This is a genomic window from Nitrosomonas marina (assembly GCF_900110145.1).
GTDB classification, from domain to species: domain Bacteria; phylum Pseudomonadota; class Gammaproteobacteria; order Burkholderiales; family Nitrosomonadaceae; genus Nitrosomonas; species Nitrosomonas marina.
This window is the reverse complement of the sequence record NZ_FOCP01000019.1, coordinates 1-21,446: the sequence shown is the minus strand read 5'-3', so window position 1 is coordinate 21,446 and position 21,446 is coordinate 1. Positions and strand designations below refer to the sequence as shown.

Genomic DNA, 21,446 nt, shown 5'->3' with positions numbered 1-21,446 from the left:
CCTGCCCAACTTAAACGTCTGATTCTGTCTCAATATTTGTGATTGCTTTGCGTGCAACATCAAGAATCTGCTTCCATTGCGATTCGTTCAGTTTTTTCCCTGTTTCCATTTGCTCACATAGGTCAGGCAGTTCCTGAAGTACACATTTCTGTATGGCCGCTTCGGCATTACTGATCTTGTCCAGCGCCAAATGATTGAATAAACCTTCATTTACAGCTTTCAGTACAACCATTTGCTCGCTAGCCCGAAGAGGGTGGTGTTCGACCTGTTTCAGGACTTCTCGTACACGCCGCCCATGCTCAATGGTGCTGCGCGTTTCTTCGTCCAGGCGCGTTGCGAAGCGTGCGAAGGTTTCCAATTCCTCAAACTGTGAATAAGAAAGTCTTAAATCGCCGGAAACGCTGCGAAATGTCGGAAATTGTGTTTTGCCGCCGACACGTGAAATGGATTTTCCGACATCGATGGCAGGCAGCAGTCCTTTATGAAACAATGTGGGTGATAGATAAATCTGGCCATCAGTAATTGAAATCAGATTGGTCGGAATATAGGCTGAGATATCCTGAGCCTGTGTTTCGATTATAGGTAAAGCCGTTAGAGAACCGCCGCCGCTGCGCTGGTGCAAATGCGTTGCTCTTTCCAGTAACCGTGCATGCAAATAAAAAATATCGCCGGGATAAGCTTCACGCCCGGGAGGGCGTCGCAGTAACAGGGACAGTTCCCGGTAGGCACGTGCATGGCGGGTCAGATCATCATAGACGATGAGCACATCTTTTCCCTGCTCCGAGAAATATTCGGCCATCGTAGTGGCTGCATACGGTGTGATATAGCGCAGGCCGGGTGGGTCTTCATCCGAAGCGACGACAACAATCGTGTATTTCAGGGCATCAAACTGACGCAGTGTGTTGACTACGCGTGCGACAGCTGTACCGCGCTGGCCAATCGCGCAATAGACGCAGATAACATGCTTGTTTCGCTGGTTGATGATGGTGTCAATGGCTACAGAAGTTTTTCCGGTCTGGCGGTCACCGACAATCAGTTCACGCTGGCCGCGGCCGATCGGAATCAGCGCATCGATGGTTTTGATACCGGTTTCCAGCGGTACGGTTACTGGGGCGCGTTCAATAATGGCTGGCGCGGGCCGCTCCACAGGGCGTCGCTCTTTGAAGCGCAGCGGTTTGCCGCGGTCGAGGACGCGGCCAGTGGCATCAATCACCCTGCCTAACAGACTTTCGCCGACCGGCGTATCTGCTTCGCGGCCGGTAGCGTTGACATCAATACCGGCCGCCAGTCTGTCGCTGTCACCGAGGAGGATGACTCCGACTTCGTGTGGTTCCAGATTAACCGCCACACCCAGTACGTCATCCGGGAAACGTATCAGTTCCTCGGACCGGATGCTGGACAGTCCTTTTATGCGTGCAATGCCACCGCCTACATGTATCACACGGCCTGTTTCTCTCGCATGTAATGTATATGTGTGCTGCCTGACCGTCCGGTCGAGCATTGACAGGGTTTTTTGCAGCAGCTGTTCTAGCAAAAGATTATTCCTTTTCCGTTCCAGGCTGCGTATCCAACGATATGGCTTGCTCGACATCCTGATTAAGTTTGTAAATATAATCAGCAAGATTCCAGCTCAATTGTCCTTCTCCAGCCGTTAAAGCAATGCCACACAGTAATTCGGCAGACTCGTAATATTCAATTTCAATGCCGTCGGCAAGGTTTGCATGTATGGCATGGGTAAGGCGTTTGCGGGTCGCCGAATCGAGTCTGAATGTGCTGGTAATGCGGACTGGTTCGGACGACTGCCGGGAGGTTTTCTGGAGCAAAGTCTGTGATTGCTGATCCAAGGAATTTAGGCGGTTGATAAATGAAGCAATGATCTGTTCTTCAAGCTCGATATCCGCCAGGTCAGCTAAAGCATTGCGCGCAATACTCTGCACCGTGTTAGCAATCAGACTGCGTGTATTGCTCAGGATTTCATCCTTTTCCAGCTGAAACTGTCTCTGCCAGTGCTCACGGGTTTCGTTGACTTCACGGCGTGCTTCATCCAGCAGTTGCCTTTTTTGCTGCTCGGCTTTTGCATGCGTTTCGGCCAGAATGTTGTCACGAGTTCGTTCCAGTTCTATAACCATCACCTGATACTCCTGCGCCTTTATCTCGGCTTTTTGCTCCCGTGCTTGCGCTTCATCCAGCTGTGATGCGATCTGTTGCTCGCGGCGATCCATTGCCCGGATCACCGGCTGGTATAAAAACCGTTTCAGCAGCCAGACCAGAATCAAAAAGTTGACAATCTGCGCCGTGACCGTAATCCAGTCAATGCTCATGCATTAACCTCCCGCGGCTGTTACATAATCCCAGAAAGGGTTGGCAAAAATCAGAATCATCGCCACCACAAAACAATAAATTGCCGTAGATTCGATCATGGCCAGGCCGACAAATAATGTACGTGTAATCGTCGCCGATTCGTCTGGTTGCTGAGCAATTGCGCTCAGGGCCTGTGCTACTGCGCGAGCTTCGCCAAATGCAGGGCCGATGGAGCCAATCGCGATCGTCAGACCTGCTGTGACAATAGATATCATGCCGATGAGTGAGATATTATCCAAGCTGAACCTCCTTGTTCAATTTAATTTCCGTTTCCGGTTGAACCTTGTTTCTCCGTGTGTGCCGAGGTTGCCGAAGCGATATAGACCATCGCTAGAATAGCAAAGATATAGGCCTGTATCATGCCGGTCAGCAGCCCGAGCAGTTGCATCACGACCGGAAAAAAATACGGTGTCAGACTCAGCAGTATCGCTACTATCACCGTGCCGCTCATGATGTTTCCATAGAGGCGCACTGCCAGCGCAATGGTGCGTGAAATTTCACCGATAATATTAAAGGGAAGCATAAGCAGAGTCGGTTTGACATAATGCGCAAGGTAGTTCAATGGTCCTTCATAGGCGATGCCATATATCGGCACGGCAGCAAAGACACAAATGGCAAGCGCTGTAGTGGTTGAAAGCGAGCCGGTTGGCGCCATGTAGCCGGGTACCACATTGAGCAGATTGGCCATTGCTATAAATAAAAACAGCGTGCCAACAAATGGCAGATATTTCCCCGGCTGCTGATGGCTGACTTCCTGGATCTGGTCACGTATGCCGGCCACAAGTACTTCCAGCAGGTTTTGCCACCGTGAGATTGTGGTGCCTGAAGATATTCGGCGCGTGACCAGCCATGAAATCAGTGTCAATAACGCCATCACCAGCCATGTGTATGCGATCGTTGCGTTCAACGATACCGCACCCCATTGCCAGAAAATGATATTGTCCGGGCTGATTGTCATAGCTGTTTTTCCCTGATATCTGTACTTGCTGATATCTGACGACGCATACTGCGTACCGAAAGAATGCGCAAGAATACAAACCCGGCAAGTACAACGAGTAATTCTTTCCAGTGTCCAAAACTAAGAATTAGATAAAAAGCCGTTAATAGCAGGGCCATACGCAGAATCAGACTAAGTATCAGCCAGAAGGCCGGATGCTCGCCGTTTTTGACATGCCGCACTGTAAACCACAGACCGGAAAAGTAAACAACACCAAGCACCATGCCGCCTGTAAACAGTGCTATCAGGATAAGTAATTCATGCATAATAATTTTTCATTAAACTTATTCGCGCCCGCTTTCGTGTTTGATCCAATACCAGGCATTCAGGCAACCCACTGCTATACCAATGATCAGAAAAGTCAAAGTCCATGAAACCTGGCCAGGCCATTCTTTGTCGAGCCAGAGCCCAACGGCAATTCCGATAATGGTGGGTATCGCCACAGACCAGCCGACAAGCCCGAACATGCCGAAACCGAACCAGACGGTGCGCTCATCTTTATCACGCGCCTGCAGCTTTCGTTTAGCCCGGTGACCAATCTGTTCGCCCAGTTTCTCTGTTGGGGAGGGATCCTGTGCCGGCGATTTTTCCTTTTCAGAGGATTCTTTGTTCATGATATTTTATCCTGCAACTCTCTGAACCCGCGCAAAGTGCCCGCTTCAAGCCGGGCCAGCGCCGTGCGTGCTTTGCGTTCATGTTCATCCAGGTCAAGAAAACGTTCTTTGATCAATGCTTCTAGTTGATCCAGATCGGTTCCGCAGACACCGTTTAAAGTCGACACATAGACATCGCGGCCACATTTGACCAGGATGCCTTCATCCAGGGCGGCAAAGTGTTCACCCCTTCCAGTCGGGTAGAAACTTAGAATGCCCGGCACCAGGGCTGCGACGTAGTCGATATGCCTTGGCAGAAGACAGAAGGAACCGTTTTCTGCTTCTGCAATAATCTTGACTACGCTTTCGTTAACCAGTATTTCAGTAGGCAGCAAGACCTGCAACTGCATTTCCGTCGCAATATTTTCCAGGTTGCGTTCATCCACCATTGATCCTTTATACCTTTCTGTCAATTTCATCGACTGAGCCAATCATGTAGAAGGCCTTTTCTGCTACACTTTCGAATTCGCCCGCCAGGATACGCTCGCAACCTTCAATCGTTTGTTGCAGGGGGACTCGTCTGCCGGATTGGCTCGTGTACTGCTCGGTTGTATAAAAGGGCTGTGTCAGAAATCGTTCCAGCCGGCGTGCTTTGTTGACTGTCATGCGATCTTCGCGAGAGAGTTCCTCTATGCCGAGCATGGCGATAATATCTTTAAGGTCCTCGTACTCTGCCAGTGTGCTGCGTACGCTCTGGGCTACACGATAATGTCGTTTACCGACCACGGTAGGTGTCAGCATTTTAGATTCTGTCTGCAGGGGATTAATCGCCGGATAAAAGCCCTGACTGGCCCTTTTACGCGATAGCACAATAGAAGCAGATAAATGTGCAAAAATATGCGTAGCTGACGGATCCGTTAAATCGTCAGCTGGAACATAAACCGCCTGCACTGACGTGATGCTGCCACTTCGAGAGCTACAGATCCGTTCTTCAAGTTTGGCCAGTTCGGTCGCCAGTGTCGGCTGATAGCCCACGCGCGATGGGATTCTTCCCATCAGACCCGAGACTTCCGTTCCCGATTGTACAAATCGAAATACATTGTCGATAAGTAGCAGAACATCGCGTTTGATCACGTCGCGGAAATATTCGGCTATGGTCATTGCAGCATGGCCGACACGAAAACGCGCGCCCGGTGGCTCGTTCATTTGACCATAGATAAGAATCGCTTTTTCCAGTACGCCGGATTCTTTCATCGCGCGGTACATTTCTTCCGCCTCGCGCATGCGCGCGCCGATACCACAGAACAGACTGATGCCTTCATACTGTTCAGCCATGTTGTTGATGAGTTCATTGATCAACACCGTTTTTCCGACACCAGCACCACCAAACATACCCGATTTTCCGCCGCGTTCCAGGGGCGACAATAAATCTATGGCTTTAATGCCGGTTTCGAATATTTCTGTGCTGGTGGTCCGGTCTGCGAGTGGTAACAGCGGCCGATGAATAGGCCAGTATGCCTCTGCTTCAACTGGAGTATCAATGCCATCAACCGTATTGCCAAATACATTCAGCATGCGTCCGAGCAGTGATTCACCGACCGGTATCTGCAAGGTGGCACCGGTATTGCGTACAGGCATCCCCCGACCCAGGCATCTTGTAGAATTGAGAGCTATGCAGCGTGCCGTGGTTGCATCCAGATGCATTTGTACTTCCAGCACGACCTGTTCGTTGCTACCTGTCAGTAATTGAAAGTTGCGCGCAGGTAACGGTGGTTCAAAATGCACATCAACTACATTTCCCTGAACTGCAACAACCTTTCCAGGTGGCTGATTGCGTTCAGTTGATGTGCTTTGAATCATTTGTATATCGTCAGCCTGAATTCAATTTCCTGTTAGTGAAATCCTTTCTAACTGTAACAATAAGGAGCCCAGCCTGTAGGGATACAGCATAATGCGGTTTAAGTCAACGGCAATGATTCAGTCGTCTTCACCTAATTCAGGGTTCCAGCCTTTGGCTTTCGCAGTTTGAATGGCGTGCTGATAGATGCGTGTATGCCGGTCCTTCAAATCCGTCGGCAGACGGCTTGGCAGATGGCCATACGGTGCCCATGCGGCATGCACTTTTTCGTACAGGTTTTGCATTTGTGAATGATCCCAACCTGCACAGGTCTCGGATTCGGGTAAAATACCAAATACCCAGGCATCCCGTACAATACGGCCAAGATGGGTCATGCCGTTGTGCCTGTCTTGTTCGATACCTATGTATTTTGATTCATTCATGTTGTGTACTCATGTTAATTAATGTTTCCGTATTGCTGTAATAATGCTTTGTCAGTTCATTTTAGCTTATCTGGCGCAGTTGGTGGAACGGAAATATGTCAGAAGGTCGACTGACGCACAGGACTGCTTTTGCGTTTGGGTAAGTGATTGAGAAAGCGATCGTTTGCTTGTTACAGTGATTCAATATCAATAATCCAGGAACATTCAGGGCAATGACGAAAATACTGCATACTTCAGACTGGCATCTTGGCCGCACGCTCTGCGGCCGCAAACGGCACGCGGAATTTGAGGCTTTCCTTGGCTGGCTTGATGAAACGATACAATCTGAACGCGTTGATGTGCTGCTGGTCGCCGGTGATGTTTTTGATACCACGATGCCTGGCAACACAGCCCAGACACTCTATTACCGTTTTTTATGCCGTGTCGCTGCATCATGTTGTCGTCATGTCGTAGTGATCGCCGGAAACCATGATTCGCCTGCTTTTCTCAATGCGCCTAGTGAATTGCTCAAAGCATTGAATGTGCATATCGTGAGCAGTATTACTGAAGATCCTGAAGATGAGGTGTTAATCCTGCATGATGCCATGAATAAGCCGGAATTGATTGTCTGCGCCGTCCCGTATTTACGCGATCGTGATATACGTGTGGTTGATGCGGGAGAAGGCGTAGAGGATAAAGAGCGTAAGTTGCTGTCAGGCATCCGCCGTCACTATGTGGCGGTGTGCGAGCTGGCTGAGAAAAAGCGCGTTGAATCCGGCAGCGCTGTTCCCGTGGTTGTTATGGGACATTTGTTTGCAGCAGGTGGCGAGACTGTTGAGGGCGATGGTGTGCGGGAGCTGTATGTCGGATCGCTGGCGCATGTGTCAGCCGGTATTTTTCCGGACAATCTGGACTATCTGGCGCTCGGACATTTGCATGTGCCCCAACAGATTGGCCGCTCACAAGTGATGCGATACAGTGGTTCGCCGCTGCCGATGGGTTTTGGAGAGGCCGGCCAGCAAAAAAGCGTGGTTATTGTTGAATTCGAACAATTTAATACTGCAGTGCCAGCTTCAGCAGAATCCAGTGTTCTTTCTGAAATCAGCAGGCCTCAGGCGGTGGTCAGGCTCATATCCATTCCTGTTTTTCAGCAGCTAGAGCGGATTAAAGGAGATTTGCCGTCGATATTGAACCGGATATATGCTCTGGTGAGTAGAGGTGCTCGCGTATGGCTTGAGATAATCTATGAAGGAGAGACAGTGCAAGGTGATTTGCGTGCCTGCCTGGATGATGCGATTGCCGGTTCAAAAGTGGAAATACTCCGCATGAGAAACAATCGAATTATCGATAGAGCGCTTAACTCCGCCGATGATATTGAAACGCTGGGCGATCTCGATATCGACGATGTTTTCGAGCGCTGTCTAGCCGCTCATGAAATTCCTGACGCACAACAACCGGAATTGATTCGTGCTTATCACGAGATCGTTTTATCTTTGTCCGAAAATGAACTGGACACGGATCTGCAGAAAATCTGAAGAGAAAATCGGTGCGGATTCAGCAGCTGCGTTTTAAAAACCTGAGTTCATTGCATGGTGAGTGGGTCATTGACTTGACGCATCCGGAATTTGTTGCTGACGGAATCTTTGCCATTACCGGCCCGACCGGTGCAGGCAAGACAACTATACTGGATGCTATTTGTTTGGCGCTTTACGGTCGCACACCGAGACTGAGCCGAATAACAAAACGTGACAATGCACTCATGTCACGTCAGACAGGAGAGTGCTTTGCAGAGGTGGTGTTTGAAACGCAAATGGGTTGTTACCGCTGTCACTGGAGTCAGCGCAGAGCGCGGAGAAAACCGGAAAACGATCTGCAGGTACCCAAACATGAAATTGCTGATGCCAGTTCAGGCGCAATTCTGGAGACCAAAATCCTTGAGGTCGCGGCCTGCGTTGAGAGATTAACCGGTATGGATTTCGAACGTTTTACCCGTTCAATGCTGTTGGCGCAGGGCGGTTTTGCTGCATTCCTGCAGGCGGATTCGAACGAACGGGCGCCGATTCTTGAACAGATTACCGGTACCGAAGTATATAGTCTTATTTCAATCAAAGCGCATGAACGTGCACGTGCTGAGCGTGAAAAACTGAATCTGCTGAAAACCGAGATGTCGGGTATCACTGTTTTCAGTCACGAACAAATTGAGCAAATGCGCAGCGAACTGGTTGCAGCGCAGCACCATGAAACCGAACTAACCGCAAAAATGATTGAAGCCGGTAAGGCACTTGCCTGGTTAAAAAACATGGATGAATTGCACAATGAAATCAAATTATTAAAAGAAGAAGAGAAAAAGCTGGAAGCTGAACGCAAAGCGTTTGAACCGAAGCGGAAACACCTGCGCCGTGCCGATGCAGCCGCCGGGCTCGAAGGTAACTACGCAACGCTGGGTTCTGTCAGAAAACAGCAGGACGAGGATCGGCAAGTAGTTGCCAGCGAGATATCCAGATTACCTGATGTTGAATCTTCCGTGCGACAGTTTGAATCAGCGTTGCGCGCTGCTGAAGAAGCGGTTGAAAAGTCCAGATTTGCGCAGAAAAATGTCGCGCCATTGATTCAGAAAGTACGGACAATTGATTATCAACTCTCAGAAATGCAGAGAGTCATTAAAACGGACGCTGCGTATTGCCGGAAAATGGCAGATCAGATCGAGTCAGACCGAAAGCAATTGACTCAACAGCATAAGCAACTCGAAACCACTCGAAAAGAATTTGCATGTATTCATGATGATCTGCAAAAAAACAGCCAGGATGGGCAGCTGGTTGGTGAGCTGGCCGGAATTGAAGCGCGCATCAAACAATTGATAGCTGCAGAGCAGGATATTGCCAGTAAAACAGCAGAACAGACAAAAATCAAAAAACAGCTGGAATTCGAGGTGAAAAAGCTCGCGGAATGTACAGATCTGTCAGCCGTTCGCAAGCAAGAACTGGAGACAGTCCGGAAACAGATAGACTGCCAGCGCGAGGCGTTGGATAAATTGTTGAACAGTCGGCATTTGCGCGAATATCGTGCAGAAAAAGATGCCCTGCTGCGTGAAATGGTTTTACTGCAGAAAATAGCTGATCTTGAATCCGAAAGAATGCAACTCGAGGAAGGAAAACCCTGTCCACTTTGCGGTTCCCTGCAACATCCGTTTGCGCAGGATCATCAACCACCAGTAAACGAAAGCGAGCAGAAAATAGCAGCACTGGCTGGATTAATTGAAAAAGCAGAACAATTCGAGGCTGAAATCCGGACACTTGAGACAGCCGAGCAAGTGGCGCAAAAGGCCCTTGCGGTTGCTGAAAAAAATGAAGCAGATACGGTGAATGCAATCAGAATTGTGGAAAAAAGTCTGCAGGATATTACTGTACTGCTTGCGCAAAACCATGCGCAATGTGCAGAACTGAGGCAATCGGTATTGACCAGGTTGGAACCTTTTGGCGTGCCGGCAGCGGTCGTTTTAGACATGCTGCAAATTCTTGAGCGGCTAAAAAAGCAGATGCGCAACTGGCAGGATAACATGGAAAAAAAATCCGTCCTGGATAAACAGATTACCGAGCTGGAAGCTACTCTGAAAAGCGATACGGCGGTACTGGAAACGCACGAAAAAGTGTTACTGGAGAAGCGGGCCGAACTGAGTAAGCTTGAAAAAAACTTTGAAACCTTAAATCTCGAACGCAGGCAATTGTTTGGCATGCTGCATCCTGATGATGAAGAAGTCCGGCTGGAGAAAGCGTTTGCCGATGCTGAATCTGTTCAGAAAAAAGCTCGACAAAGCTGTGATGACGCCAAAAAACAGTTGCATGCAATTACTGTGCGAATAGCTGCACTCAAGTCGCGTCTTGACAACAGAAGCAACGAACTTGAAGCATTGGAAACGTTTTTTCTGGCAGCTTTACGCGCGGCCGGATTTGCCGACGAGCAGCAGTTTGTTGCCAGCCGCCTGACGGTTGAGGATTTCCGTAAACTCAAAACCGAAGAGCGGGCACTGGATGATCGGCTGGCAGATATGCAGGCGCGAAAAAAGGACAGGGAGCAACGTTTGTCCGTTGAATCAGAAAAATGTTTGACGGTGCAAACAAGCGAAACGCTGGAAGCGAAGATCGGCGCGCTCGAGGCGTTGTTAACCCAGCAGCGCGAAGCAACTGCTGGATTGAAGCTTGCACTTGCACAAAATCAGCAGGCTATGGAGCAGATCGGTGTAAAGCAATCGGCAGTCAATGCGCAGAAAAAAGAGTGTGATCGCTGGGAGCGGCTGCATGCACTGATCGGCTCGGCTGACGGTAAAAAATACCGTAATTTTGCCCAGGGTCTGACGTTTGAATGGATGATTCGCCATGCCAACCGGCAATTGCAGAAACTGACCGATCGCTACTTGTTAATTCACGATTTGGAACAGCCGCTTGAGTTGAATGTGATAGACAATTACCAGGCCGGAGAAATCAGAACCACTAAAAATTTGTCGGGAGGGGAAAGCTTTATTATCAGCCTGGCGCTGGCGTTGGGGCTGTCCAAGATGGCCAGTAGTAATGTGCGTGTCGATTCTTTGTTCCTTGACGAGGGTTTCGGTTCATTGGATGAAGAGGCGCTCGAGATCGCGCTTGATACGCTTGCCGGTTTGCGACAGGATGGCAAATTAATTGCTGTAATTTCTCACGTGCCTTTATTGAAAGAACGTATCGGGGTTCAGATTCAAGTGATTCCGCTGGTTGGAGGGAGAAGCCGGCTGGCAGGTCCGGGGTGCCGGCGTATTGAACAATCATAATCGGTAACCGATGATCAGCGCGTAGACGATTTGAATCCCTTATCGCGATTGCATACAATTTACAGGTGGAAGCAAAGTCAGAAAATACCATTTATCGCGGCCGTTTTGCTCCTTCACCAACAGGTCCGTTACACTTCGGTTCGCTGGTGACGGCTTTGGGGAGTTATCTGGATGCAAAATCAAATAATGGTGAGTGGCTGGTTAGAATAGAGGATCTCGATCCACCGCGTGAAGTGCCAGGCGCGGCGCGCGATATACTGGTTTTACTTGAAAAACTTGGTATGGAATGGGATGGCGAAGTTGTTTACCAGAGCCATCGTCATGATTTCTACCGTGCTGCGTTGGCTCAACTGAAAAAGCAGGCGCTGATTTATCCATGTTTCTGTTCACGCAAACAAGTAGCTGCTTCAAGACTGACCGGCATCGACGGTCCAGTCTATTCCGGTACCTGCCGCAGTGCGTCGAGCAAAGAGCAGAACAGTAAGTTACAAAAGCGCAGTGCGGTACGTGTAAAAACCGACATGCGATGTCTTGAGTTGACGGATCGGGTACAGGGGTTTTTATCGCAGTGTATCGGCCAGGATATCGGCGATTTTGTGCTGCGTCGCGCCGATGGCGTGTTTGCGTATCAGTTGGCGGTGGTGGTGGATGACGCAGATCAATGTGTCACTCATGTTGTCCGAGGGGCAGATTTGCTTGATTCAACCCCGCGACAGATTTTTCTGCAGCAGGTGCTCGGCTATCCGGTACCGGCATACATGCATTTACCGCTGGTAACGAACCAGTACGGCAAAAAACTCAGTAAGCAAACCTTTGCTGCACCTGTACGGCAATTCGATGTATTATCACAGCTGATGGCCGCATTGCGGTTTCTTGGCCAGAATCCGCCGCAAGCATTGCTTGACAGCAATCTGGAAACATTCTGGCAATGGGCGGTTTTACATTGGCGAACGGATAGCATACCGTCCTCCGTTGCGTCCGGGAACTTTACTATCAAATAAAAGGAGCATGCGTGGCGTTACTACCATTTTATATACCTGGCAAAAAACGGATAAAGGTGGTGATAGCAGGTGGCGGTTATGCCGGTTTGGCTGCGCTGACGACTCTGAAGCGGTTTGCGCCCGATACTGATATAACGCTGATTGATCCGGGTGATCGGCATCTCAAAATTACGCACTTGCATGAAACATTTCGCTATCCGTTATCGGATTTGGAGGTGCCGTTCAGCATCCTTGAAGAGCGCTTTGGTTGCCGACATATAGAGGCTTCACTGACTATAACAGATGAATTGTTACAGCAATGGCAGGATAACAGGTATCTTGCTGTCGATGATGAATTCATCGAGTTTGATTATCTAATTATAGCGATGGGAGCAGAATCGCGTCAGGCCGAGCTGACTGGAAATGTGCTGACATTGCAGCACTTCATGCAGAAAACCGGCCCCGAGCTGCTTTTTGAATGCCTAAAGATAAATGAGCAGAAACAACGGATCATTTCAGTTGTCGGCGCAGGCGCAACCGGTATACAGTTTCTATTTGAAATCAGGCAGTTCTTAAGTAGGCAGAAAATCAACGCACAATTGCAGTTGATTTATTCGGGTGACCGGGTGCTGACGCAGTTTCCCCAGGGTTTCGATACCTATGTGCAATCCTGTATGCAGGATATGCGCATCAAGGGCGTGCCCAATGCACGCTATCATGGTCAGGCTGGCGACCAGATACAGCTTGAAGACAAACAGACGGGGCAATTGTTTGAGCTGCCGTCGGACCTGACACTGCTTTTTCTGGGCAAAAAACAGAAAATGATAATGTCCGCAAACTTGTTTGGTCAGGCTGTAGTCAGCAAACAAACGCTGAACAATATTTTTATTGCAGGCGATTGTTCAGTTTATGAATCCCTGGGGTCGAATGTGCAGTCTGCACAATCAGCTGTTCGCAAGGGCAAACTGGTCGGCCGAAATATTTTGCGTCACTCTGGATTATTAGCTATTCTAGAACCTTATCTGCATCATGATATCGGGTATGTGGTCAATCTGGGCCCTGTGGACGCTGTTGGCTGGCTGGTTACAGAGGGTAATATTGTTACAGGTATCCCCGCATTGACCATAAAGGAGTTGGTCGAGGCGCAATATGATCTATTATTGAGAGGGATAGATACGTATGTGGTATAAGAATTTAACGCAGGAGACTATTTATGTTCGGTTTATTAAAACAGACCCCTGTCGTTGGTAAAGCCAACGCACTGATTCATAGTCCGTCTGAGAAACTGTTTAATTTTATTGGTGTAGAGCTGCTCAACAATTATCCGCGATGGTCACCGGAGGTCAAGGAGCTCGAAAATCTGACAGATGGTCCCATCAAACAAGGTACGCAATGTCGTCAGGTACGTGTTGATCAGGGGAACCGTTCAGAGTCGACATTTAAAGTCACTGTGTTCGATCCCGGAGAACGTGTACGTTTTGAAGGTGTTTCGAATCCGTATCGGTGTGATTATCTGATAGAAGCAGTTGATGAAAAAAACAGCCGAATAACTTTTGTTTTTGAATTGCTTGATCTGGAGTTGCATATGAAGCCTTTTGAGAAGTTGATTCGTATAGCCATTCAGGACGGTACAGAAAGGACCGTGCATAATATAAAAAAAATCATTGAGACAGAATCTGCAGAATAAAAAATCAAAGCCTTGATTGTAATTTAGGCGTTATGCTGCGTATAGCTTGTATATAAACTTGGAGAAAATTATGGACTTTATAGTTGAAAAAGATCCTGGGCTGATTCCGCAGGTATTATCCAAAATTCTTGACTCGTGTATTAATGGCGTTTCATTGGCTGATCCCGATCTGGAAGATATGCCGCTGGTTTATGTTAACAAGGCATTTGAGAGTATTACGGGTTATTCTCAAGAAGAAACTCTAGGAAAAAACTGCCGTTTTCTACAAGGCGAAGATAGAGACCAGGAACAGGTTGCCAAATTACGTGAAGCGATTAAAAATAAAGTAACGGTTGAAGTAACGCTCAGAAATTACAAAAAAAACGGCGAATTATTCTATAACCACCTGAAAATGATGCCATTGTTTGATTCCAGCGGTAATCTGCTTTACTTCCTTGGTGTGCAGTATGATGCAACCGATCAGGTTAAAGCCGAAGAGGAAATCAGGAAATTAAGAGAACAGCTTGCAACACGTGGTAACTGATACGGTTACGGACGCAATCGTCGAAACCTGCTGCCGGAAATTTTGATTGCACTTTCAAATAATGTTGAATACTACCGTGGGTTTGCAGGCAAAAGGACTGGCCAAATCACGGCTGAAAGAGTATGATTGCCGTTTTTCGGGGAGGTGTGGCCGAGTGGTTTAAGGCAGCAGTCTTGAAAACTGCCGTAGGGGTGACTCTACCGTGAGTTCGAATCTCACCGCCTCCGCCAATTCTATTTCTGTCCGTAGTGTTCTGTAATTGTCTGCTTGCGTTCAGTCTGAAACAAGGGTAAGTTCGTAATGAATAGTTTGCATCCTGTAGAAATAACCCTGTTATGACTGAAAAAATCCAACAAGTGCGTTATTAAAACGCAGTAACCGTAAGAAAATAATATAACCAGGTTTATGCGATGGTAACGCTCGTTTTTCTCAATTTGAGAAATCAGAGCTTAGAGTCAATACCCATCGACCATTCTGGCAATTCATCGCAAGCATAAAAGTGCTTGTTCAAGAACTGATCATAAAATGTGCTTTATGTGTTTATATGCTCTAAAAGCGTTGTTCAATTGCAGAGATATATTCACGCTACTATTTAAAAGAAGCAGACTACCCGGTGGCTCTGCTTCTAATTCCTAATTCTGTTTGATGCCGGGCTGAATTTCAGGCCTCGGCGTTCCACAATCGAATTTTTTTGTTATGTTGAGGAAGTATGCTTTTTTATAGTGAACCTATTGACGGATTACCGGCCAGGATTGCCAAAGACGCTTCATCCGGCTTGCCGCTCCTGACCGAGCAAACCGCAATTTTTGAAATATTACTGACATATTTATCGCTCCCGTATTCGGTAGCTGAATACGGATGCGGCAAAAAAGCCAGCTTGATTATCAAGCAGCTTACGGACATGAAAATTCCCGCCTGGGCCATTCAGCGTGGTATTGCTATCGAACGTGATATGTCGCCTGCAGCGCTGAATCAAATCGACATGAACCAGCGTCCACATGCAATTAGTGTCAATAATCCGTTGGCGCAACTGGGTGATCTGCTGGATCCAAATTTGCGCAAAATGCTGTCCTGCGTCGTTGAAGATGTGCAGCCAATGCAAAAGATGATCAAAGTGGGTCAATATGCCTTGCATCATGAAAATGTTATTCAATTTGTTAAGGCCCGCAGTCATGTCTTTACCGTACTTTTGTTCTGGGATGCGGAGCACCAGTGTGTTGTTGAGCGCGTAATAGATCCTACGCTTGAGCCTGCGGGACCATTTCCTTTTGCTGTGCTACGCGACAAATTGAACGCTCCTGAATGCTTCCTGCTAACAGCATGTTTATTAGGTAATTTTCGTTTACGTTCAGCATATTTGACGCATGGTCAGCAGAAAGAAATCATTGACAATCTTGGATCGCTGGACAAGCTGCAAGCGATAGGCCGGGATGAGCACAATCGGTTGTTTCGGACACTCACGGGAGCAGAGGCCGGCTCAATCGGCGACCCTGATTTCTGGAGTTATATTAACAATTTTCATGATGCAGATGAGCAGTATCAAAATGAAAAGCTACAAATGACAGGGCAAGGTGATGAGATCTGGCCCCATGTAATGGCGCTTATTGAAGCGCGTGAGAATCATCTTTATACGACAGGCATGATTCGTACAGAATTAGAGAGTATTGTGACCAGACTGCAGCTTGAATCAATTTTGGCAAATGATGCATTCCTGGCTGAACAGGCGCTGGAAGCGTTGGCTGATTGTGCGATTATCATTGTCTATTTTAACTCTTTACAGTATTTGGCTGAAAGCATAAAGAAGGGTGAGAAATTGCAGGATTATTTGCGAAATATCGTTACGAATAGTCCTTTGCGGGGTATTGGCGTGCGACAGCGGCGGCGCATAGACAAACTGGGCGTCATTGCTACACGGGAGGATGGCCAAATTGATGCCAGAGCATTTAATCCGCAATTTCAAAATTGTGCACTCGAAACCATCAGGCAGATGAACAAAGCCCGGTTGTCCGTTTTTGTCGATCAGGTTGGAAACATACATGGCGTGGGTCTGAGCGACGCTGAATGTACTGCAATACAACGGAAACAAGCCGAAATAAAAGAATTTATGCGTCATAGCGTGAATCATTTTTCTCATATCGATACTGTCAAGGATGGCGGAAAATTTGATGGCCGCCTGGGCGTGACGGGTGGCATTGAGACCGCTGAACTGATTGCTGACTTAAAAGAATATTTTGGCGTAGAGGTCCAGCATGAAGACTCCACAGTAAGACTTGTCGTCACGGCGTTTAATAATGAAGAAATGACCTTTACCGGCGAGGGGGTTTCCATGTCTGGCAGCGCCGCAGTTGCGGGATTTGCAGCCCCCGGTACAGTGCATAACATGATCAATCAGGAAGGTGAGCGTTATGGCGATAAGCTCGTGGATTTTTTGACAGGATTAAAATCAGCCTGCGAATCCGGCGAGATCCAGCTTGCCCATGAATTGAAAGGTAATGGAAAGGGGTTGGTCAATTCTTGTGCCAAGCCAACTGATTTTTTTACAAAACATACGTTTGAAAGACATATTGAACAGGGTCCGGTGCTCGATCGCGCCCGTGTACCGATGATTACCGTAGGAACAATTATGGGTATCCATCAAAGAGATTTCTTTTTTGATGGACAATTGGCTGAGCAGGCGGCTATAGAAATGAATTGCCGTTTGCGCGAACTGAACCAGCAGGCACCTTTCGTGAATTCGCGGCTCACTGTTGGTATTATCGAGCCCATTGGTGAACGTACACGCCACGCAAACCCGGACTTTGCAGTGCGGTGCGAGCTGGAGGGTGAGATGAATCATGCCGGGGCCACGGCGCTGGCTGACCGTCGTGATCCGGGGGTTGGTATCGGAAAACTGACACGCATATTCCATAACTGGATAACAGCGCATGCCAGTCAATTTAACGAGTTGCAGGCGATTATTGGTGATGTTGAAATCAAACCTGGAACAAACCGAAATGTAATTCCTGGTAAAGCTGCAATAACACTGGCGTTAAGAGCCGATAATTTTAATACCGATCAGGGCGACGAAATATTAAGAACTCTGCTGGCTACGGCCGCTGGAAAACTGACGGCAAGTGTGCCAGCTGGCGGAGAAGGTGTAACTGTTGGGCGCATTGAGCCTGTCAGCTATGTTAAAAATGCCTCGCTGGTGCGTTTGTCGTTGGATATTCGGGAAGCCGACGCGACAGTGCTTGGACAAGCCCAGCGAAGTCTCGATAAAATTGTGACAGCGTTGGAGAATGATTTTAAGGTAAAAATCAGGCACGAAGTCAAACAGCAGTTAAATCCAAGCCAACTGGTCGATTCCGGACAAGTTCTGCTGATGGAGAGGAGTTATGGGGGAAGTCATAATCCAAACGAAACGGAAATGATGGTTGATTTGACGCGCGGCAATTTATTGGCCTTTGTTGTGATGCAGGATGTATTACAACGAAAGGATTTGAACGGCGCCAACCTGGTTGATATCACCGAACAGAAAATGCCCACAGAGTGGTTATCAAAAATGGATCGATTTGTTTCCGGCGCTTTGCACGATACCTGTAATATTGCGGCTGCATGCAAATCTTAATTTGTATGCATATTTTATATACGAGGGGCTGACGATAAGGCATAAATAACCACTATGTCATAACACCGTTGCATTTCTTATATTGGATGGGTATCGGAGGAAGGTAGTGTGTTGTGGTTTTGTGACAAAGCATTTTGGGTTGAAAGCGAAATCAGGTATAATCCCGTTTTTTATATGGGTCGTTAGCTCAGTTGGTAGAGCAGCGGACTTTTAATCCGTTGGTCGTGAGTTCGAGTCTCACACGGCCTACCAAATAATTCAATAAGTTATATTGTTTTCTTCTGGTAGACTAAATTTTTTTATCGGAAAACGTGCCGTTATCGTGCCGTTACGCAATATGCTTAAGCTTGGGCTGAATATATCAGTACCAGCAAATTCCTAAATTTTTTTCTGGTTTGGTGAAATAGAATTCATTGTTAAGAGGCAAGGCAAAGTATTGCCTCTTAACAATGCGCTAGTTTTCATGAAACAAGAACAGTTAATGCACATTTACCTGACGGCATAGACTTTCGGCGCTTCCTGCGCAATAGGGTCGGATAATTCATGACCTATGACGGCTAAACCCGCTTGTCAGTGTGAACATCAATGAATATCGTATCCTTGATGCTTGGAATGACGACACCGTTTATTTTGAATGGTCCGTCTGCTCAGATTGGAGCAATTCGTTTTCCGAAGATTTTTGTAACTCTTTCCGCTGCTTTTGTTTGCGCTCCGCTTCCCAAAGAAACAGAGTTCCGCACACCCTTGGACGTGATTTTGAAGATGTATCCTTTGGGTCTGAGTCGTTTTTAGAGTCTGATTGATCGGTCATGGTCTTTTAGCCTTGCTGTTTGGGATCTGGAGAATTGACCTTTCTTGCTGCCTTCAGCATTATCTGTTTTAGCTGTGGATTTTTGTTTATCTGATTGATCAGTTTCGTTATCGGTTCCGAAGAGGCCAGGCTGTTCTTTTGGTTTTGCATTTTCTATTACCCCTTTTTTGTTTGCAATTCGTATCACCGATTATATGATCTGTCGTAAATTTAACTCTTGTATCATATTCTGACACGCTTTCAAATATTCGTATATTTAGAAATGCATATATTCAGATAATGTGCATTTGATCTTTTTGCATTTGTGCATGCCAAATAAAAGAAGCTGCTTGTTTTTTACTAATTTATAGGGGAGCTACCATGAAAACGATTATCTTCATTTTGTTACTTGCAGTATCTTCAGCATCACTCGCTGGTGATTATGATCGACCAAAATATCAAACGCTCAACCAGCGTTATGAGGCTATCGAAGCTCAGAAACGTGAAAACATGATGCGCGGCCTAGAAAGGGAAGTTTGGGAAATCGGCAGAATATCACCAAAAACACCGCTTGACGTTGGCAATCTTCGCAATGGCTACGGGTACGATGGTGGTATATCCGTTCCAAATGGAAATTATCCTGCTGGCGGTAGTTATGGATACGGGTATTGATTTGTAAAATTAGCGGTGTTTATCGCTGCTATCCTATTATTATCATCGCCCAACGCCTACGCTGAAGGTTTACGGGTAGAGAAAACGGCCGGTATTATCGCTTTTTTACAAATAACCCTGAAATGGCCGGAATCATGCAGTGCGAACTTTATGAGAATGGACGCATTGCACCAAAAACAGCAGTTTATTTTTTATAAAATGCGTGAAGACGGATATGGCCATGATGATGGATTGTTTTATTATGATGTTCCGTATGGATACTGAAGACTAGAATTTACCATTCAGCATAGCTATATATTTATCTGTCGCTTGCTTGCGATATGTGAGCGTTACAATTTGTTTTGTTCAGTATCTCATACACTAAATTCTCACGTCAGGCGTATTTGAACTGCGAGGCCCGGCAACATTCAGAATCTGTATTGTGTTTGTTACGAAGAACGTTTTGATTTTTACCAGATATTGATTGACTGCATTCGACCCGTATCAGCCACTTACCTCCCATTGCCAGATGACAGCATCCCGACAGTAAGCGGACAGTCAATTCTGCTGTGGTAGATCACAAGTGAGAACACTTGCTTGCTTTATTTTTGGACTAGCGCGATAAAACACTTTAACCATCGGACTAGAATTAACCTGTTCTGGAAAACCTAGAGAAACTCTATTGCTTTACATTCTTCCCCGGACATGACACATCAGGTTGGCTTTTATTCATGCATACGCATACGTGTCGAGATTCTTTACATATAGTGTAACGCAACTTCGTCATCAAGAAAAATAACACCCTTAATTTCAATGTCTTGTTAACATTGGTGCGAAAATTGCTTATATTTTATAAGGAGGTGTCTCATGAAGAATTCGTACATATTGGGTGCTGCGTGCACTGTTCTTTTTGCTCTTGGTAATTCTGCCGCATACGCAGCGCCGACATATTCTGTGCTTGTCGAATCCGATCCAGGCGGCCTAGGGAATCTCAACTATGGTGAGTTTGCTTCGCTGACTGATGTCAAAAACTGGAATGTCAGCTCTTCGCATTTCATCGGCCAAAATCTTTTTGGGTCTGGCGTCAGTGTGGGTGGTTATACCTTTGATGGTTCAAAATATCACGTGCTGGTCGAGTCTGATCCTGGCGGGCTCGGTAACTTAAATCTCGGCACATTTGATACCCTAGCTGATCTAAAGAATTGGAACGTCAGTTCTTCGCATTTCATCGGCCAAAATTTGTTTGGGTCTGGCGTCAGTGTAGGCGGTTTCGCCTATGACGGATCAAAATATCACGTGCTGGTCGAGTCCGATCCTGGCGGGCTCGGTAACTTAAATCTGGGCATATTTGATACCCTGACTGATGTCAAAAACTGGAATGTCAGCTCTTCGCATTTCATCGGCCAAAATCTGTTTGGGTCTGGCGTCAGTCTAAGGGGATTTGAATTTGATGGATCGAAGTATCACGTGCTGGTCGAGTCTGATCCTGGCGGGCTCGGTAACTTAAATCTCGGCACATTTGATACCCTGGCTGATCTAAAGAATTGGAACGTCAGTTCTTCGCATTTCATCGGCCAAAATTTGTTTGGGTCTGGCGTCAGTTTAGGAGGCTTTACGGTCGTTTCCTCAGTCTCAGTCCCAGAACCCGCAACCGTATGGCTATTCAGTACAGCACTGATTGGTTTAATCGGATTCAGCAAACGAAGGAAGGTAGCTTAATTTTCAAAGAATCTAATATGAAGCCCACTGGTGGGGTTTTTTTAGGTCTACGAGTGTTCCGAGTGTACGTACACGTTCTCGGCCCTTCTCGAAATCCCGTGCGCGCTATTCAGTGACCGCTTTTTAAGGTTATCCAGCCGTTTACTGGATACTGGCGACCGGCTGTTGTTGGCCGACGGCCGACTGTCAGGTCACATTAAGATCAATTTAGCGCGGTGTGTTAACACCAAGGGACTTTGTCGTACTTTAACTGCCAAGCGATTTTGTCGTATTCAATAATTACCAAGGGAAATTGACGGATCTATTTGATCAGTGATTTTCTGAATATTCCATTGTGTTTATTCGGAGGTCACAAAGGATGATTATTATGGATTCAAAAGCCCAGCTGTTGATACCGGTTTAAAATTGACCACCCATTACGGTTGAAATTTGACCAGGGTAAAACAGATCGCAGGATACTACGCATCTGTGGATAAGT

At 47.0% G+C, this 21,446-nt stretch carries 20 protein-coding genes and 2 tRNA genes; 12 read left to right on the top strand and 10 right to left on the bottom strand.

What is annotated here, in order from left to right; genetic code table 11:
- Positions 1–10: 10 nt before the first annotated feature.
- The 9 genes from BMX44_RS12345 to BMX44_RS12305 all read right to left on the bottom strand — a co-directional run bounded on the left by BMX44_RS12345 (position 11) and on the right by BMX44_RS12305 (position 6,231).
- Positions 11–1,534 (bottom strand): alternate F1F0 ATPase, F1 subunit alpha, encoded by a 1,524-nt coding sequence (locus BMX44_RS12345; protein ID WP_281246253.1) that lies wholly within the window; start codon positions 1,532–1,534, stop codon positions 11–13.
- Between the two features lie 4 nt (positions 1,535–1,538).
- Complete coding sequence (locus tag BMX44_RS12340) at positions 1,539–2,321, bottom strand: F0F1 ATP synthase subunit B family protein (protein ID WP_090633504.1); 783 nt, start codon at positions 2,319–2,321, stop codon at positions 1,539–1,541.
- Between the two features lie 3 nt (positions 2,322–2,324).
- Complete coding sequence (locus BMX44_RS12335; RefSeq protein WP_090633502.1) at positions 2,325–2,600, bottom strand: F0F1 ATP synthase subunit C; 276 nt, start codon at positions 2,598–2,600, stop codon at positions 2,325–2,327.
- Between the two features lie 20 nt (positions 2,601–2,620).
- Positions 2,621–3,319, bottom strand: a complete 699-nt coding sequence (locus BMX44_RS12330; protein ID WP_090633501.1) for a F0F1 ATP synthase subunit A — start codon at positions 3,317–3,319, stop codon at positions 2,621–2,623.
- On the bottom strand, positions 3,316–3,624 hold the full coding sequence (locus tag BMX44_RS12325; RefSeq protein ID WP_090633499.1) for an ATP synthase subunit I: 309 nt from the start codon (positions 3,622–3,624) through the stop codon (positions 3,316–3,318). The genes BMX44_RS12330 and BMX44_RS12325 overlap by 4 nt, the downstream gene beginning before the upstream one ends.
- A gap of 18 nt (positions 3,625–3,642) precedes the next feature.
- On the bottom strand, positions 3,643–3,972 hold the full coding sequence (locus BMX44_RS12320; RefSeq protein WP_090633497.1) for an AtpZ/AtpI family protein: 330 nt from the start codon (positions 3,970–3,972) through the stop codon (positions 3,643–3,645).
- On the bottom strand, positions 3,969–4,430 hold the full coding sequence (locus BMX44_RS12315) for a F0F1 ATP synthase subunit epsilon (protein ID WP_245738918.1): 462 nt from the start codon (positions 4,428–4,430) through the stop codon (positions 3,969–3,971). Before BMX44_RS12315 ends, BMX44_RS12320 begins: the two co-directional genes overlap by 4 nt.
- Complete coding sequence (gene atpD / locus BMX44_RS12310) at positions 4,408–5,811, bottom strand: F0F1 ATP synthase subunit beta (RefSeq protein ID WP_090633495.1); 1,404 nt, start codon at positions 5,809–5,811, stop codon at positions 4,408–4,410. The genes BMX44_RS12315 and atpD overlap by 23 nt, the downstream gene beginning before the upstream one ends.
- 117 nt (positions 5,812–5,928) lie before the next feature.
- Positions 5,929–6,231 (bottom strand): hypothetical protein, encoded by a 303-nt coding sequence (locus tag BMX44_RS12305; protein ID WP_090633491.1) that lies wholly within the window; start codon positions 6,229–6,231, stop codon positions 5,929–5,931.
- A 212-nt stretch (positions 6,232–6,443) separates the two neighbouring features.
- On the opposite strand from BMX44_RS12305, the gene BMX44_RS12300 reads away from it, so the two are divergent.
- The 10 genes from BMX44_RS12300 to BMX44_RS16880 all read left to right on the top strand — a co-directional run bounded on the left by BMX44_RS12300 (position 6,444) and on the right by BMX44_RS16880 (position 18,600).
- Complete coding sequence (locus BMX44_RS12300; protein ID WP_090633489.1) at positions 6,444–7,745, top strand: exonuclease SbcCD subunit D C-terminal domain-containing protein; 1,302 nt, start codon at positions 6,444–6,446, stop codon at positions 7,743–7,745.
- A gap of 11 nt (positions 7,746–7,756) precedes the next feature.
- A complete protein-coding gene (locus tag BMX44_RS12295; RefSeq protein ID WP_090633487.1) occupies positions 7,757–11,011 on the top strand; it encodes an AAA family ATPase in 3,255 nt (1,084 codons plus the stop codon).
- A gap of 65 nt (positions 11,012–11,076) precedes the next feature.
- The gene (gene gluQRS / locus BMX44_RS12290) at positions 11,077–12,012 is read left to right on the top strand and encodes a tRNA glutamyl-Q(34) synthetase GluQRS (RefSeq protein ID WP_245738917.1); all 936 of its coding nucleotides are present in this window, start codon (positions 11,077–11,079) and stop codon (positions 12,010–12,012) included.
- 11 nt (positions 12,013–12,023) lie between these two features.
- Positions 12,024–13,181, top strand: coding sequence for an FAD-dependent oxidoreductase (locus tag BMX44_RS12285; protein ID WP_090633485.1), 1,158 nt, complete (start codon positions 12,024–12,026; stop codon positions 13,179–13,181).
- 23 nt (positions 13,182–13,204) lie between these two features.
- On the top strand, positions 13,205–13,678 hold the full coding sequence (locus BMX44_RS12280; RefSeq protein ID WP_090633483.1) for an SRPBCC family protein: 474 nt from the start codon (positions 13,205–13,207) through the stop codon (positions 13,676–13,678).
- 70 nt (positions 13,679–13,748) lie between these two features.
- Entirely contained in the window at positions 13,749–14,201 is a 453-nt protein-coding gene (locus BMX44_RS12275) for a PAS domain-containing protein (protein WP_090633481.1), read from the top strand.
- 140 nt (positions 14,202–14,341) lie between these two features.
- Positions 14,342–14,431, top strand: a tRNA-Ser gene (locus BMX44_RS12270).
- A gap of 479 nt (positions 14,432–14,910) precedes the next feature.
- A complete protein-coding gene (locus BMX44_RS12265) occupies positions 14,911–17,808 on the top strand; it encodes a hypothetical protein (protein ID WP_090633479.1) in 2,898 nt (965 codons plus the stop codon).
- A 176-nt stretch (positions 17,809–17,984) separates the two neighbouring features.
- Positions 17,985–18,060 (top strand) — tRNA-Lys (locus BMX44_RS12260).
- A 333-nt stretch (positions 18,061–18,393) separates the two neighbouring features.
- The gene (locus tag BMX44_RS16880) at positions 18,394–18,600 is read left to right on the top strand and encodes a hypothetical protein (RefSeq protein WP_177167753.1); all 207 of its coding nucleotides are present in this window, start codon (positions 18,394–18,396) and stop codon (positions 18,598–18,600) included.
- 25 nt (positions 18,601–18,625) lie between these two features.
- On the opposite strand, the gene BMX44_RS16875 is transcribed toward BMX44_RS16880, so the two are convergent.
- Positions 18,626–18,769, bottom strand: a complete 144-nt coding sequence (locus BMX44_RS16875; protein WP_177167752.1) for a hypothetical protein — start codon at positions 18,767–18,769, stop codon at positions 18,626–18,628.
- A gap of 210 nt (positions 18,770–18,979) precedes the next feature.
- Here BMX44_RS16875 and BMX44_RS12245 point away from each other — a divergent pair, with 210 nt between their 5' ends.
- Both BMX44_RS12245 and BMX44_RS12235 read left to right on the top strand, forming a co-directional pair.
- Positions 18,980–19,270: a hypothetical protein gene (locus BMX44_RS12245; protein WP_090633473.1), complete on the top strand. Its 291-nt coding sequence runs from the start codon at positions 18,980–18,982 to the stop codon at positions 19,268–19,270.
- Between the two features lie 846 nt (positions 19,271–20,116).
- Entirely contained in the window at positions 20,117–20,968 is an 852-nt protein-coding gene (locus BMX44_RS12235) for a PEP-CTERM sorting domain-containing protein (RefSeq protein ID WP_090633468.1), read from the top strand.
- The last annotated feature ends 478 nt before the right edge of the window (positions 20,969–21,446 follow it).

Excerpts from the sequence above, each read along its gene's own strand:
- BMX44_RS12340 (WP_090633504.1), bottom strand. The coding sequence starts at position 2,321 with ATGAGCATTGACTGGATTACGGTCACGGCGCAGATTGTCAACTTTTTG.
- BMX44_RS12330 (WP_090633501.1), bottom strand. The coding sequence starts at position 3,319 with ATGACAATCAGCCCGGACAATATCATTTTCTGGCAATGGGGTGCGGTA.
- BMX44_RS12325 (WP_090633499.1), bottom strand. The coding sequence starts at position 3,624 with ATGCATGAATTACTTATCCTGATAGCACTGTTTACAGGCGGCATGGTG.
- BMX44_RS12320 (WP_090633497.1), bottom strand. The coding sequence starts at position 3,972 with ATGAACAAAGAATCCTCTGAAAAGGAAAAATCGCCGGCACAGGATCCC.
- BMX44_RS12315 (WP_245738918.1), bottom strand. The coding sequence starts at position 4,430 with ATGAAATTGACAGAAAGGTATAAAGGATCAATGGTGGATGAACGCAAC.
- atpD (WP_090633495.1), bottom strand. The coding sequence starts at position 5,811 with ATGATTCAAAGCACATCAACTGAACGCAATCAGCCACCTGGAAAGGTT.
- BMX44_RS12305 (WP_090633491.1), bottom strand. The coding sequence starts at position 6,231 with ATGAATGAATCAAAATACATAGGTATCGAACAAGACAGGCACAACGGC.
- BMX44_RS12300 (WP_090633489.1), top strand. The coding sequence starts at position 6,444 with ATGACGAAAATACTGCATACTTCAGACTGGCATCTTGGCCGCACGCTC.
- BMX44_RS12280 (WP_090633483.1), top strand. The coding sequence starts at position 13,205 with ATGTTCGGTTTATTAAAACAGACCCCTGTCGTTGGTAAAGCCAACGCA.
- BMX44_RS12275 (WP_090633481.1), top strand. The coding sequence starts at position 13,749 with ATGGACTTTATAGTTGAAAAAGATCCTGGGCTGATTCCGCAGGTATTA.
- BMX44_RS12265 (WP_090633479.1), top strand. The coding sequence starts at position 14,911 with ATGCTTTTTTATAGTGAACCTATTGACGGATTACCGGCCAGGATTGCC.
- BMX44_RS16880 (WP_177167753.1), top strand. The coding sequence starts at position 18,394 with ATGAATATCGTATCCTTGATGCTTGGAATGACGACACCGTTTATTTTG.
- BMX44_RS16875 (WP_177167752.1), bottom strand. The coding sequence starts at position 18,769 with ATGCAAAACCAAAAGAACAGCCTGGCCTCTTCGGAACCGATAACGAAA.
- BMX44_RS12245 (WP_090633473.1), top strand. The coding sequence starts at position 18,980 with ATGAAAACGATTATCTTCATTTTGTTACTTGCAGTATCTTCAGCATCA.
- BMX44_RS12235 (WP_090633468.1), top strand. The coding sequence starts at position 20,117 with ATGAAGAATTCGTACATATTGGGTGCTGCGTGCACTGTTCTTTTTGCT.